This window comes from Nocardioides sp. Soil796, assembly GCF_001429525.1.
GTDB lineage: Bacteria > Actinomycetota > Actinomycetes > Propionibacteriales > Nocardioidaceae > Nocardioides.
Map to the genome: position 1 here is coordinate 137,460 of NZ_LMSQ01000017.1, position 13,430 is coordinate 150,889.

General features: G+C 71.0%; 11 protein-coding genes. All 11 read left to right on the top strand.

Annotated features, from left to right (window positions below; translation table 11 throughout):
* Positions 1-257 precede the first annotated feature (257 nt).
* The 11 genes from ASH02_RS25580 (at position 258) to ASH02_RS07700 (ending at position 13,382) form a co-directional block, all read left to right on the top strand.
* Complete coding sequence (locus tag ASH02_RS25580; RefSeq protein ID WP_082620832.1) at positions 258-3,722, top strand: Rne/Rng family ribonuclease; 3,465 nt, start codon at positions 258-260, stop codon at positions 3,720-3,722.
* A 191-nt stretch (positions 3,723-3,913) separates the two neighbouring features.
* On the top strand, positions 3,914-4,216 hold the full coding sequence (gene rplU / locus ASH02_RS07655; protein WP_056675903.1) for a 50S ribosomal protein L21: 303 nt from the start codon (positions 3,914-3,916) through the stop codon (positions 4,214-4,216).
* A gap of 75 nt (positions 4,217-4,291) precedes the next feature.
* Positions 4,292-4,546 carry a 50S ribosomal protein L27 gene (gene rpmA, locus ASH02_RS07660; RefSeq protein ID WP_056675906.1) on the top strand — a complete coding sequence of 85 codons (255 nt, stop codon included), beginning with the start codon at positions 4,292-4,294 and terminating at the stop codon, positions 4,544-4,546.
* An 89-nt stretch (positions 4,547-4,635) separates the two neighbouring features.
* A complete protein-coding gene (gene obgE, locus ASH02_RS07665) occupies positions 4,636-6,282 on the top strand; it encodes a GTPase ObgE (RefSeq protein ID WP_082563485.1) in 1,647 nt (548 codons plus the stop codon).
* Positions 6,279-7,394, top strand: coding sequence for a glutamate 5-kinase (gene proB, locus ASH02_RS07670; protein ID WP_056892287.1), 1,116 nt, complete (start codon positions 6,279-6,281; stop codon positions 7,392-7,394). Before obgE ends, proB begins: the two co-directional genes overlap by 4 nt.
* Before the next feature lie 101 nt (positions 7,395-7,495).
* Positions 7,496-8,128, top strand: a complete 633-nt coding sequence (locus tag ASH02_RS07675; RefSeq protein ID WP_057294525.1) for a nucleotidyltransferase domain-containing protein — start codon at positions 7,496-7,498, stop codon at positions 8,126-8,128.
* 26 nt (positions 8,129-8,154) lie between these two features.
* Positions 8,155-9,333 carry a cysteine desulfurase family protein gene (locus ASH02_RS07680; RefSeq protein WP_057294526.1) on the top strand — a complete coding sequence of 393 codons (1,179 nt, stop codon included), beginning with the start codon at positions 8,155-8,157 and terminating at the stop codon, positions 9,331-9,333.
* Position 9,334: 1 nt separating this feature from the next.
* Positions 9,335-10,441: a tRNA 2-thiouridine(34) synthase MnmA gene (gene mnmA / locus ASH02_RS07685; RefSeq protein ID WP_057294527.1), complete on the top strand. Its 1,107-nt coding sequence runs from the start codon at positions 9,335-9,337 to the stop codon at positions 10,439-10,441.
* Positions 10,438-11,451 carry a methionine synthase gene (locus ASH02_RS07690; RefSeq protein WP_235539012.1) on the top strand — a complete coding sequence of 338 codons (1,014 nt, stop codon included), beginning with the start codon at positions 10,438-10,440 and terminating at the stop codon, positions 11,449-11,451. The genes mnmA and ASH02_RS07690 overlap by 4 nt, the downstream gene beginning before the upstream one ends.
* Positions 11,452-11,605: 154 nt before the next feature.
* The gene (locus tag ASH02_RS07695) at positions 11,606-12,121 is read left to right on the top strand and encodes a SigE family RNA polymerase sigma factor (protein ID WP_057294528.1); all 516 of its coding nucleotides are present in this window, start codon (positions 11,606-11,608) and stop codon (positions 12,119-12,121) included.
* Positions 12,114-13,382, top strand: a complete 1,269-nt coding sequence (locus ASH02_RS07700; protein WP_057294529.1) for a hypothetical protein — start codon at positions 12,114-12,116, stop codon at positions 13,380-13,382. Before ASH02_RS07695 ends, ASH02_RS07700 begins: the two co-directional genes overlap by 8 nt.
* The last annotated feature ends 48 nt before the right edge of the window (positions 13,383-13,430 follow it).

Genomic DNA, 13,430 nt, shown 5'->3' on the forward strand with positions numbered 1-13,430 from the left:
ACGTTCTCGCCGAGGCCCCCGAGGCACCGGCACATGGAGTGGAGGTCGTCACCAGACCGCGACGCGGCCCCGTGTTGGTGAGAGCGACACGATCAGGCCCGGCGACCGCGGCAGGTGACATGGCAGGCACTCGATGACGCCCTGCGGAGTTCTTCGTCGCCACCTGAAGGCTTAACGCGTGGTGACCCACACGGAGCATCACGCGTCGGACTGGTAGCAGGCCACCTGAAAGGGCCACGGCTGCCGAGGAGCGCAACATGCTCGACGACGACAACACCGGCACCACGGAATCAACTCCCTCGGACCCGGTGCCCACCGAGTCCGCGGCGGTCGAGACCGACGCCGCCCCCGCCAAGAAGACGGCGGCTCGCAAGACCACCGCCCGCAAGACCGCGGCCAAGAAGGCGCCCGCCAAGCGTGCCGCCGCGAAGAAGACCGCTGCTGCGGGCCCGGCTGACGAGCCGGCCGTCGAGCCCGTCGCCGGCGACGCGCCGACGTCCGACGAGGCCCCTCCCGCCGAGGCGGCCCCCGCCAAGAAGACGGCGGCCCGCAAGACCACCGCCCGCAAGACCGCGGCCAAGAAGGCCCCGGCCAAGCGCACCGCAGCCAAGAAGGTCGCCGCCCAGGAAGTCCTGCCCCTGGACGAGACCACCGACGCGCCCGCCACCGACACCACGGCCGAGGCCGAGGCCGAGTCGCCGGCACCCGCCACGGCACTGCTGTTCCAGGCTCCCGAGCCGACCAAGGCACCGGTGCGGCGTACCCGCCGGACCAAGGTCGTCTCGGTCGAGGCCGAGTCGGCCGCACCCGAGGACACTGAGCCCGAGGCCACCGCCTCGCCGGCCGTCGAGGACGCCGCGCCGGAGAGCGCGGCGGCCGAGGAGAAGCCGAAGCCCAAGAAGAAGTCCGGTGGCAAGGCCAAGAAGGCCACCGCCCCCGAGGCAGCCGACGCACAGACCGCCAAGGCCGACGACGCCAAGGTCGACGAGGCGCAGACCGACGATGCCCCGGCCGAGGACGAGAAGTCCGGAGCCGAGAAGTCCGACAAGCCGGCCAAGAAGGGCGGCAACAAGGGCAAGGGCGGCAAGGGCAAGGGTGCCAAGGCGAAGGCCGAGGAACTCGAGGAAGAGGCCGACGAGGCTGCCTCCGACGACGCCGCCCCTGATGAGTCGATCGACGGCACCGACGGCACCGACGCCGACGACGAGGCGGGAGAGACGAGCGGCGGACCGCGTCGTCGTCGCCGCCGTGGCGGCCGCCGCCGTCGCAAGGCCGGCGACGGCCCCGACTCCGCGGGCGAGGGCAACGAGCAGAACGCCGACACCGACGAGGACGACTCCGCAGACGACGACGAGACCGGCGAGAACGGCGCAGGTGGCACCCGTCGTCGTCGCCGTCGCCGCCGCGCCGGTGACTCCGGTGGGGGAGCCTCCGACGACCCCGAGAACACCGTCACCCGGGTGCGCCAGTCGCGCTCGGCCGAGGACCAGATCACCGCCGTCGCCGGTTCCACCCGCCTCGAGGCCAAGAAGCAGCGTCGCCGCGAGGGCCGCGAGGCCGGACGTCGCCGCGCCCCGATCGTGAGCGAGGCCGAGTTCCTGGCCCGCCGCGAGTCGGTCGAGCGCAACATGGTGATCCGCCAGCGCCCCGACCTCACCCAGATCGCCGTGCTCGAGGACAAGGTCCTCGTCGAGCACTACGTCGCCCGCGAGTCCCAGACGTCGCTGATCGGCAACGTCTACGTCGGCCGCGTGCAGAACGTGCTCCCCTCCATGGAGGCGGCATTCGTCGACATCGGCAAGGGCCGCAACGCCGTGATCTACGCCGGTGAGATCAACTGGGCCGCGCTCGGTCACAAGGACGGCCAGCCCCGCAAGATCGAGTCGGTGCTGACCAGCGGCCAGTCGATCCTGGTGCAGGTCACCAAGGACCCGATCGGCCACAAGGGTGCCCGCCTCACCGGCCAGGTCAGCCTCGCCGGCCGGTTCCTGGTCTACGTGCCCGACGGCACCACCAGCGGCATCTCCCGCAAGCTGCCCGACACCGAGCGCAGCCGCCTCAAGACGCTGCTCAAGGAGATCGTCCCCGACACCGCCGGCGTCATCGTGCGCACGGCAGCCGAGGGTGCCTCCGAGGAGGAGCTGACCCAGGACGTCGAGCGCCTCAAGGCCCGCTGGGACGAGATCGAGTCGAAGGCCAAGTCCGGCAACTCTCCCAAGCTCCTCTACGGAGAGCCCGACCTGACCCTCAAGGTGGTCCGCGACCTCTTCACCGAGGACTTCGCCAAGCTGGTCATCGAGGGCGAGGACGCCTGGAACACCGTCCAGGGCTACGTCGCCGAGGTGGCGCCCGACCTCCAGGACCGTCTCGAGCGCTTCGAGTCGCCCAACGGCAAGGACTCGTTCGCGACCTACCGCATCGACGAGCAGATCGCCAAGGGGCTCGACCGCAAGGTCTGGCTGCCCTCCGGTGGCTCGCTGATCATCGACCGCACCGAGGCCATGACGGTCGTCGACGTCAACACCGGGAAGTTCACCGGCTCGGGGGGCAACCTCGAGGAGACCGTCACCAAGAACAACCTCGAGGCCGCTGAAGAGATCGTCCGCCAGCTCCGGCTGCGCGACATCGGCGGCATCATCGTCGTCGACTTCATCGACATGGTCCTCGAGAGCAACCGCGACCTGGTGCTGCGTCGCCTGGTCGAGTGCCTGGGTCGCGACCGCACCCGTCACCAGGTCGCCGAGGTCACCTCGCTCGGCCTGGTCCAGATGACCCGCAAGCGGATCGGCACCGGCCTGCTCGAGGCCTTCAGTGAGGACTGCGAGCACTGCCAGGGCCGCGGCATCATGGTGCACGACATGCCCGTCGAGCAGAAGAACACCGACGACGGCGCCCGCTCCGGTGGCCGTCGCGGCCGCGGCCGCAAGGGCGACGACAGCGGCAACCAGGGCAACCAGGGAAGCGGCAACGGCAACCAGCGGGGCAACGACTCCCGGGCCACCCCGCCGGCACCGCCCTCGCCGAAGGACGTGGCCGCGGTGGCCCGTCCGGAGAACGCCGACCGGTCCCCGGTCGACGCGTCGGACGAGGCGACGGGCGACGCCGAGCCCACCGTCGACACCACGTCCGAGGCCCCGGCCGAGGCACCCGCACCGACGACCACCACCACGACCCGCACTCGCGGCTCGCGCAATGCCAACCGCCGTCGTACGACGAGGTCCGCCGACACGTCGGACACGGCAGACGCCGCAGCCGACAGGGCTGCCGACGACGCGGACGCGCAGGGCGGGAGCAGCACGCAGAACCAGGCTCGGGGCGAGCAGTCGGCCCCGGTCGAGGCCGAGAAGCCGGTCGCCGTGGCACCTGTCGAGACCGACAAGCCCGTCGAGGCCGAGAAACACGTCGAGGCAGCTCCGGTCGAGGCACCCAAGGTGGTCACCCGTACCCGTCGTCGGGCCAGCCGGCCCAGCGGCGTACACACGACCCCGGTCGTGGAGGCGCTCACCGTGACCGCACCGCCGGCGGCCCCCGAGGTCTCCGACGCAGCACCCGTCGAGGCCCCGAAGGTGGTCACGCGCACGCGTGGTCGTCGCGGTGCCAGCCGGGCCTCCGGAGCCGGCTCCACGGCCGCACCGGAGACCGCTGAGGCAGGCGCTCCGGCCTCCGAGGGCGGCGCCGACCTGCACGTCCCGGTGAAGAACAAGGGCGGCCGCAAGCACTGACCGGGCGACCGGGGTCCGCTCGTTTTGCGGTCGGGCCCCGGGAACCGTAGTATTGCTCTTCGGTATGCATCCGTATGCCCTCTCTGCGTGGCCACCACCCGGCGTTGTCCTGACGGACATCCGCGCCCGCGCGTGACTGGCCCCGGAGCCCAGAGATTTGAAGTAGAAGTCACTCGACGAAGGAGACCGCGGTGTACGCGATCGTGCGCGCAGGCGCCACCCAGCAGAAGGTTGCCGTGGGCGACGTCATCGAGATCGACAAGGTGGAGACCGCTGTCGGTGAGTCGGTGACCCTCCCCGTGGTCCTGCTCGTCGACGGTGAAGACGTCACCTCGACCGGCCTCGACAAGGCATCCGTGACCGTCGAGGTCCTCGGCGCCACCAAGGGCCCCAAGATCATCATCCAGAAGTACAAGAACAAGACCGGTTACAAGAAGCGCCAGGGTCACCGTCAGAAGTACACCCAGGTCAAGGTCACCGACATCTCCCAGTGACATTGGGGCGAGCGGGTCGACTTCGTCGCCGCGCTGCCGCCCTGGTTGTTCCTCGACTCGACAAAGGATTCAGAAATGGCACACAAGAAGGGCGCCGCGTCCACCAAGAACGGTCGCGACTCGAACTCCCAGCGCCTCGGCGTGAAGCGCTACGGCGGCCAGACCGTCAACGCCGGCGAGATCATCGTCCGCCAGCGCGGCACGCACTTCCACCCGGGCAGCGGCGTCGGCCGCGGCGGTGACGACACCCTGTTCGCCCTCGTCGGCGGCGCGGTCGAGTTCGGCACCAAGCGCGGCCGTCGTGTCGTGAACATCCTGCCGGGCGAGTGAACTGACGCTCACCCGCACCCACGCATCATCCCGTTGGCGTCCCTAGGATCTAGGGGCGCCTTCGGCATTTAGACCACCAGGAGATCTCCATGGCAGTTCCGACATTCGTCGACCAGGTCAAGCTGCACGTCGCAGCAGGCCGGGGCGGCAACGGTGTCGCGTCGGTCCACAGGGAGAAGTTCAAGCCTCTCGGTGGCCCCGACGGCGGCAACGGTGGACCCGGCGGGTCCGTGATCCTCCGCGTCGACCCCGACATCACGACACTCATCGACTACCACCACAGCCCGGTGCGCCGAGGTGAGAACGGCCGCCAGGGCGCCGGGTCGCACAAGAACGGCGCCCACGGTGCCGACATGGTGCTGCCCATTCCCGACGGCACCGTCGTCACCGACGACAAGGGCAACGTGATCGCCGACATGGTCGGCGCCGGCACCGAGCTGGTCATCGCCAAGGGCGGCAACGGTGGCCTCGGCAACGCCGCACTGGCCTCCTCCAAGCGCAAGGCGCCCGGCTTCGCGCTGCTCGGCGAGCCCGGCGACGAGCTCGACATCGTCCTCGAGCTGAAGGTCGTCGCCGACATCGGCCTGGTCGGCTTCCCGAGCGCCGGCAAGTCCTCGCTGATCGCGGCGATCTCGCGGGCCCGGCCCAAGATCGCCGACTACCCGTTCACGACACTGGTGCCGAACCTCGGCGTCGTACGCGCCGGTGACACGACGTTCACCGTGGCCGACGTGCCCGGCCTGATCGAGGGTGCCGCCGACGGACGCGGTCTCGGCCACGACTTCCTGCGCCACATCGAGCGGTGCGCGGCCCTGCTGCACGTCATCGACACCGCCACCATCGAGCCCGGCCGCAACCCGGTCGAGGACCTCGACATCATGGAGAACGAGCTCAGCCGGTACGGCGGCCTCGAGGACCGCCCGCGCCTGGTCGCCCTGAACAAGGTCGACGTGCCCGACGGGCGCGACATCGCCTCGTTCGTCGTCGAGGAGCTGCGCGACCGCGGCCTGCGGGTCTTCGAGGTCAGCGCCGCCTCCGGAGAGGGCATGCGCGAGCTGACCTTCGCGATGGCCGAGCTGGTCTCGCGGGCTCGTGCGGAGAAGCCGGTCGTCGAGGTGCCCCGCATGGTGATCCGTCCGAAGTCGGCCGACGGCTCGGGCGACTTCACGATCAAGGAGACCGGCGAGGGCTGGCGCGTGCGTGGCGAGAAGCCCGAGCGCTGGGTGCGTCAGACCGACTTCAACAACGAGGAGGCCGTGGGCTTCCTCGCCGACCGCCTCAACGCCCTCGGCGTGGAGAAGAAGCTGGTCGAGCTCGGCGCCGAGGAGGGCGACGCCGTCCTGATCGGCCACGCCGACAACGCGGTCGTCTTCGACTTCAAGCCCGGCATCGAGGCCGGTGCGGAGATGCTCGGCCGTCGTGGCGAGGACGAACGGCTGCGTGAGGAGCGCCCCGCGGCGACCCGCCGTCGTGACATCCAGGAGCAGATGCCCGAGCGTTCCGAGACCGAGACCCGTGCCGACGTGGCCCGTCGCCTCGACAGCGGCGACGCCGGCCCCATGTCGTACGTCGTCGGCTCCGAGGAAGACCCCGACTGGAACGAGTTCGACCCCGACGCGCAGGTGGCCGGCGAAGGCACCGATGCTTCCGAGGACGCTGTCGCCGAGCAGGTGGACGGCACCGATGTTGCCGAGGACGCGACCACCGAGCGGGCCACGGAGGCCGACGAGTCATGAGCGCGCGCGACCAGGTGACCGCGGCGCGCCGCGTCGTGGTCAAGGTCGGGTCGTCGTCGCTGACCACCGCCGCCGGCGGCATCGACCCGTCGCGAGTTCGTGACCTGGTCGACACGCTGGCTGCCGTCCGCGCCCGTGGCGTCGAGGTCGTGCTGGTCTCCTCGGGTGCCATCGCCGCCGGCCTGGCTCCGCTGGGGCTGGCTCGGCGTCCGCGCGGGCTGGCCGCGCAACAGGCCGCCGCGTCGGTGGGCCAGGGCCTGCTGGTGCACCGCTACACCGAGGAGCTGGCCCGGCACGGACTCACCGCCGGGCAAGTGCTGCTGACCGTCGACGACGTCACCCGTCGCTCCCACTACCGCAACGCGCACCAGACGATGGCCAAGCTGCTGGAGCTCGGGGTGGTGCCGATCGTCAACGAGAACGACACCGTCGCCACGTCCGAGATCCGCTTCGGCGACAACGACCGCCTGGCCGCCCTGGTCGCCCACCTCGTGCACGCCGACCTTCTGGTGCTGCTCTCCGACGTCGACGGGCTGTACGACGGCAACCCCGCGACCCCGGGCACCTCGCTCGTGCCGAACGTGCGTTCCTCGGCCGACCTGGCAGGCCTGTCGATCGGGTCGACCGGCGCAGCCGGCCTCGGCACGGGCGGCATGCACACCAAGGTCGAGGCAGCCGCCATCGCGACAGGTGCCGGCATCCCCGTCGTCCTGACCTCGGCCCCGCAGGCGGGGGAGGCCCTGGCCGGCAAGCCGGTCGGCACGCTCTTCCACGCCACCGGCAAGCGCCGGCCCACGCGACTGCTGTGGCTCGCGCACGCCACCGAGCCCAAGGGTCAGCTGTTGCTCGACGCCGGCGCGGTCAAGGCCGTCGTCGAACGGCGTGCGTCGTTGCTGGCGGCCGGCGTGGTGGGCGCGACCGGTGGCTTCGTCGGCGGTGACCCGGTCGACCTGGTCGGGCCCGACGGCGTCCCCGTGGCCCGCGGCCTGGTGAACTTCGACGCCGACGAGATCCCGTCGCTGGCCGGCAAGTCGTCGCACGCGTTGAAGAAGGAGCTCGGTGCGGCCTACGAACGCGAGGTCGTGCACCGCGACGACCTCGTGCTGCTCTGAGCGTCGACTCCATCGGACCGTGACGGCCACCGTGCCGCGGACGGGACTGTCCTCGAATCCCTGGCCGACATGCTGGACCGCGGACCCTCTAACCTGTCCGGGTGGCCGACCTGACCGAGGACGAGGAAGAGATCGAGTTCCAGCGGCTGTACGGCGCGTGGGACTCCCTCGACCCGGCGGAGACCGTGGAGTTCCTCCGCGACTTCGAGGCACCGTGGTGGGTCGTCGGCGGTTGGGCGATCGAGGCGTTCACCGGCGTCCCCCGGCCGCATGAGGACATCGACGTGGTGATCTTCGCGCGTGACCTGCCGAAGCTGCTCGACGTGGTGCGTGGGCGCTACCACGCGTGGGGTGCCGGGGCCGGCGCCATACGCCCGGTCAACGACACGTGGCCCGAGCTGCACGAGGGAGCCAGCCAGGTCTGGTTGCGGGAGCACGCCACGGCACCGTGGATCATGGACTGCATCCTCAGCGAGGACCACGAGGGGCAGTGGGTCTCGCGGCGTGACCCCGCATGGCACGCGCCACTGGACGACGTGACCTGGGTGGCCGCCGACGGCATCCGCTACCTGCGGCCCGAGGTCGTGCTCCAGCACAAGGCCCGCCTCGACCGATCCAAGGACCTGCGCGACCTCGTGGCCGCGTGGCCACTGCTCGGGGAGAACGAGCGGGCGTGGCTGCGCGACGCCGTACGTCGTGAGGACGCGGAGCACCGGTGGTTAGGCGTCATATGACGGCGCGCCGTACCCTTGAAGATGCAATGACGACCGTTTACCTCGACCACGCCGCCACGACGCCGATGCTCCCGGCGGCCGTCGACGCACTCACTGCACAGCTGACCTCGGTCGGCAACCCGTCGTCGTTGCACGCCTCCGGGCGTCACGCGCGCCGGGTGGTCGAGGAGTCGCGCGAGCAGATCGCGCAGGCCCTCAACTGCCGACCCGGCGAAGTGGTCTTCACCTCCGGTGGCACCGAGGCGGACAACCTGGCGCTCAAGGGCATCTACTGGGCCCGCATGCGCTCGGCGAACCGGGGCCCCCGCATCCTCAGCAGCGCCATCGAGCACCACGCCGTGCTCGACCCGCTGCACTGGCTTTCCGAGGACGAGGACGCGCAGGTCGAGCTGCTGCCGGTCGACTCGCTCGGTCGCCTCAAGATTGACGCGCTGCGCGCCGCGGTCGAGCGCAACCCCGACGACGTCGCGCTCATCTCCGTGATGTGGGCCAACAACGAGGTCGGCACGATCCAGCCGATCGACGAGATCGTCGAGCTGGCCGCCGCCCACGGTATTCCCGTCCACACCGACGCCGTCCAGGCGATCGGCGCCGTGCCGGTCGACTTCGCGGCCTCGGGAGTCGACGCCCTGACGCTCACCGGGCACAAGGTCGGTGGCCCGTTCGGGGTCGGCGCCCTCGTCGTACGCCGCGAGCTCGAGGTCACGCCGCTGGTGCACGGCGGCGGACAGGAGCGCGACATCCGCAGCGGCACCATCGACACTCCCGCGATCGCCGGACTGGCGGCCGCGGTCGAGGCATCGGTGAAGTCGCAGGCCGACCACTACGTCCGGCTGGCCGCGTTGCGCGACCAGCTCGTCGACCGGGTCTGCGCGATCGTCCCCGACGCCGTGCGCAACGGAGAACCGGCGCACCTGCTGCCCGGTCACGCTCACCTGCGCTTCCCGGGCTGCGAGGGAGACTCGCTGCTGATGCTGCTCGACGCCCGCGGCATCGAGTGCTCCACCGGCTCGGCCTGCAACGCCGGTGTGCCGCAGGCCTCGCACGTGCTCCTGGCGATGGGCTGCACCGAGGCCGAGGCGCGGGGTTCGCTGCGCTTCTCGCTCGGCCACACCACCACGCAGTCCGACATCGACGCACTGGTCGAGGCGATCGGTCCGGTAGTCGAGCGGGCCCGCGCGGCCGGTGCCCGGAAGGGCTCGTGACATGAGGGTTCTGGCCGCGATGTCCGGCGGCGTCGACTCCGCCGTTGCTGCCGCACGCGCTGCCGAGGCCGGCCACGACGTCACCGGCATCCACCTCGCCCTGTCGCGCAACCCCAAGTCCTACCGCAGCGGCGCCCGCGGCTGCTGCACGATCGAGGACAGCAACGACGCGCGCCGGGCCGCCGACGTGATCGGCATCCCGTTCTACGTCTGGGACATGTCCGACGAGTTCCACGAGAACGTCGTCGAGGACTTCATGTCCGAGTACGCCGCCGGCCGTACGCCGAACCCGTGCCTGCGCTGCAACGAGAAGATCAAGTTCGCCGCCGTGCTCGACCGTGCCCTGGCGCTCGGCTTCGACGCGGTGGTCACCGGTCACTACGCGCAGCTCGAGACCGGTTCCGACGGGTTGATCGAGATGCACCGCGCGGTCGACATGGGCAAGGACCAGTCCTACGTGCTCGGCGTGCTCACCCAGGAGCAGCTGGCCCACTCGCTGTTCCCACTCGGCGACTCGGTCAAGGGCGACGTCCGCCTCGAGGCCGAGCGCCGTGGCCTGATGGTGGCCAACAAGCCCGACTCCCATGACATCTGCTTCATCGCCGACGGCGACAACGCCGGCTGGCTGAAGGAGAAGCTCGGCGACCGGGCCCCCAACGACAGCGGCGACATCGTCGACCACGCCACCGGCGAGGTGCTCGGACAGCATGAGGGCACCACGGCCTACACCATCGGCCAGCGCAAGGGCCTGCGCATCGGCCGCCCGGCGCCCGACGGCAAGCCGCGCTTCGTGCTCGACATCGAGCCGGTCTCCGGAACCGTGACCGTCGGCCCACGCGAAGAGCTGCGCATCGACCGGATCGAGGGCATCAAGGCCCGCTGGTGCGGCACCGTCCCCGAGCGACTCGGGGGCACCGTGCAGCTGAGGGCGCACGGCTCCGAGCACCGGGCCGTCGTCACGACGGACGGGCACGACGTCGTCATCGAGCTGCTCGACCCGGCCGAGGGCATCGCGCCCGGCCAGGCCGCGGTGATCTACGACGGCACCCGCGTGGTCGGCTCGGCAACGATCTCGGCCACGTCGCGCACGGCAGTCGGCACCGCGTGAGCGCACTGGCGACCGGCATCGGCTCGATGCCCGGCGGTGGAGCCTTGGCCAACGAGGCCGACAACGCGCGTGACTTCGGCGAGGCCGTGCGCGTGGTGGTCGGGGAGCTGCCCGACCTGGTGCACCTGCCCGAGCTGCCCGGGCGCGGCGCCGCCGCCACCATGACCGGCCGTGGGCTCGCGGTGGTCAGCGGACTTGGTGCCGACCTGCAGCCCGCCGGCTGGCGGCTGACCGACCACTCCGGCATCGACCACCGCCGGGCCCGGTCGCTCCTGTCACAGGACCTCGACGCGATCGAGGAGCAGGTGCAGGACTTCACCGGTGTCTTCAAGGTGCAGGTCGCGGGGCCCTGGACTCTCGCCGCCACGGTCGAGAAGCCGCGTGGTGACAAGGTCCTGAGCGATCACGGTGCCCGACGCGAGCTCGCCGAGGCACTGGCCGAAGGGCTGCGCGACCACGTCGCCGACGTACGCCGTCGGGTTCCGGGTGCCACCGAGATCCTCGTGCAGGTCGACGAGCCCGCGCTCCCTGCGGTCCTCGCCGCGCAGATCCCGACTGCGTCCGGCTGGGGCAAGCACCGCGCCGTGCACCCGCCCGAGGCCTCAGGGGCACTCGAGCAGGTGATGGCCGCGATCGCCGGCGCCGGGGCCACCCCGATCGTGCACTGCTGCGCCCCCGACGTGCCGATCGCGCTGCTCCGCGGCGCCGGTGCCCGCGGCATCAGCATCGACCTCGACCTGCTCGTGCCCGGGTCGTACGACGCCTTGGCCGAGGCCGTCGAAGCGGGGGACCGGGTGCTGCTCGGCGCCGTCCCGTCCCTGGTCCCGAACCCGCGGCCGACCGAGGGCAGTGTCTCCGAGCGGTTGCTGCGGCTCCTCGACATGCTCGGCCTCGAGCCGACCGACCGACTGGTGGTCACGCCCTCGTGCGGCCTCGCCGGGGCCGACCCGGCCTGGGCGCGCGCCGCACTCGAACTCTCCCGGAAGAGCGCGGCGAACCTCGACGGCTGAGGGCCAACCCGCGACGCTCTGACAACGATGCGATTCACTGTCACCGGGTGACAGTGAATCGCATCCTTGTCGCGAAGTCTTCCTTTCGGCGACCGACCCAACCCAACCGCGGGTCACGCGCATCTGATGGGGTGCATGCCGAGGAGGAACACACATGACCCGTCCACCGGGGGACGCCGAGTTCGCGGAGTTCGCGAGCGCACGCTGGGCCGCGCTCTACCGCACCGCCTACCTGTTGGTCCACGACCACGCGCTCGCCGAGGACCTGGTGCAGACCGCGCTGGTGAAGACCTACGTGTCGTGGCCCAAACTGCGCGTCGCGGATGCGGCCGAGGCCTACACCCGCAAGATCCTGGTGAACACGGCGCTGTCGTGGTTCCGCAGGAAGTCCTGGCAGAAGGAGCACGCGACCGCCGAGCTCCCGGACCGCGGAACCCGTGACGCAGACCCCGAGGACCGGCGCTGGCTGGTCGACGAGGTCGCCGGGCTGCCGCCGCGACAGCGGGCGGTCGTGGTGCTGCGCTACCTCGAGGACCTCAGCGTCGCCGAGACCGCTCGCATCCTCGGCATCTCCGAGGGCACGGTGAAAAGCCAGTGCTCCGACGCGCTGAAGCGGCTGCGCACGACCCTCGGCCCCGAGATCGTCCCCGCAGGAGGAACCCATGACTGACCCGTTCGGCGATCGTCTGCACGACGCCACCACCTCCATCGACGTACCGCCGCTCGACACCGGTGCACTGCTCGACGTCGGCCACCGCGCCCGTCGCCGACGTCGCCTCGCGGTCGGGGCGGCCGGGGTCGCGGCCCTTGCCGTCGTCGTGGGTACGGCGGGAGTCGTCGCTGCTCTCCAGGGCGGCGACGCGGACCGGAACGTGGTGACCACCACCCCGGCCGACCTGGTCGCGGTCACGACTCCCGGGGCCCTCGCCGCGATCGTGCTCGAGCACGTCGACGCCGAGCCGGCGTCCATGGGTGACGCGGACGACTTCAAGGGGAGCCTCGACCCGGGCGCGGTCGGTGCGGACCTGCGCTTCGACCCGGGCGAGGCGGAGGATGGCGACCTGCTCCTGGCCGCCGCGGCCCCGGGAGCGATCGACGACCTCGGTTGTGGCGAGGACGGGACCACCTGCGACTCGTGGTCGACGGACCAGGGCAAGGTCACGCTCGCGTGGCAGGAGGAGATGCCGGAGGAGGACCCCGGCATCGTGATCGTGGCCCAGCAGCGCAAGGGCGAGTACACGTGGGTGATGTACGCCGGCGACCAGATCACCGGCGACCCGCGCGAGCTCGACCTGTCGATCAGCGTCGACGAGATGACGTCGATCGCCACCGACCCCCGGTTCGGGCTGAAGACGACGCAGGAGGCCGTCGACGCCGGGTCGAGGCTCGACGGATTCGAGACCGAGACTGCGGAGACGCGAGTGCCGATCACCTTCCCGGCGCTGGCCGCGATCGCGCTGGACCACATGGCCGCCGAGCCGACCTCCATGGAGGAGGAGTTCGAGGAGACCACGCCGCAGGAGGTCACCGCCGTGAGGCTCCTGTTCCCGGGTGGCATCGAGACCGGACCCAACGTGTTGATCCTGTCGGCCTCGTCGGCCCCACCCGGTGACGAGGCACCGGGGTCCTGCACGGGCCGGTGCGTCGAGGAGGAGACCGATCGCGGCACCATGCGCGTCACCTGGGAGATCGGTCCAGTGCGTCAACCCGGACGGCTGAGCGTGACCTTGCAGGACGACGACCGACTGCTGCAGATCTCCCTGGACTCGACGAACATGCGCGAGAGGCCGTTCAGCGCCGACGCCAATCCCGAACTCGAGGTTTCGCTCGATGAGATGAAGGCGATGCTGCTCGATCCGACGTACGACCTGCTGACCACGCCGGAACGGGTCGACGAGGGCTCCGCGCTGGAGTTCGAGACGCCCCAGTGACCCGGTGACCCGACGCAGTGATCGACCTCGACTGAAATGACCGAACGG

Excerpts from the sequence above, each read along its gene's own strand:
- ASH02_RS25580 (WP_082620832.1), top strand. The coding sequence starts at position 258 with ATGCTCGACGACGACAACACCGGCACCACGGAATCAACTCCCTCGGAC.
- rpmA (WP_056675906.1), top strand. The coding sequence starts at position 4,292 with ATGGCACACAAGAAGGGCGCCGCGTCCACCAAGAACGGTCGCGACTCG.
- obgE (WP_082563485.1), top strand. The coding sequence starts at position 4,636 with ATGGCAGTTCCGACATTCGTCGACCAGGTCAAGCTGCACGTCGCAGCA.
- proB (WP_056892287.1), top strand. The coding sequence starts at position 6,279 with ATGAGCGCGCGCGACCAGGTGACCGCGGCGCGCCGCGTCGTGGTCAAG.
- ASH02_RS07680 (WP_057294526.1), top strand. The coding sequence starts at position 8,155 with ATGACGACCGTTTACCTCGACCACGCCGCCACGACGCCGATGCTCCCG.
- mnmA (WP_057294527.1), top strand. The coding sequence starts at position 9,335 with ATGAGGGTTCTGGCCGCGATGTCCGGCGGCGTCGACTCCGCCGTTGCT.
- ASH02_RS07695 (WP_057294528.1), top strand. The coding sequence starts at position 11,606 with ATGACCCGTCCACCGGGGGACGCCGAGTTCGCGGAGTTCGCGAGCGCA.
- ASH02_RS07700 (WP_057294529.1), top strand. The coding sequence starts at position 12,114 with ATGACTGACCCGTTCGGCGATCGTCTGCACGACGCCACCACCTCCATC.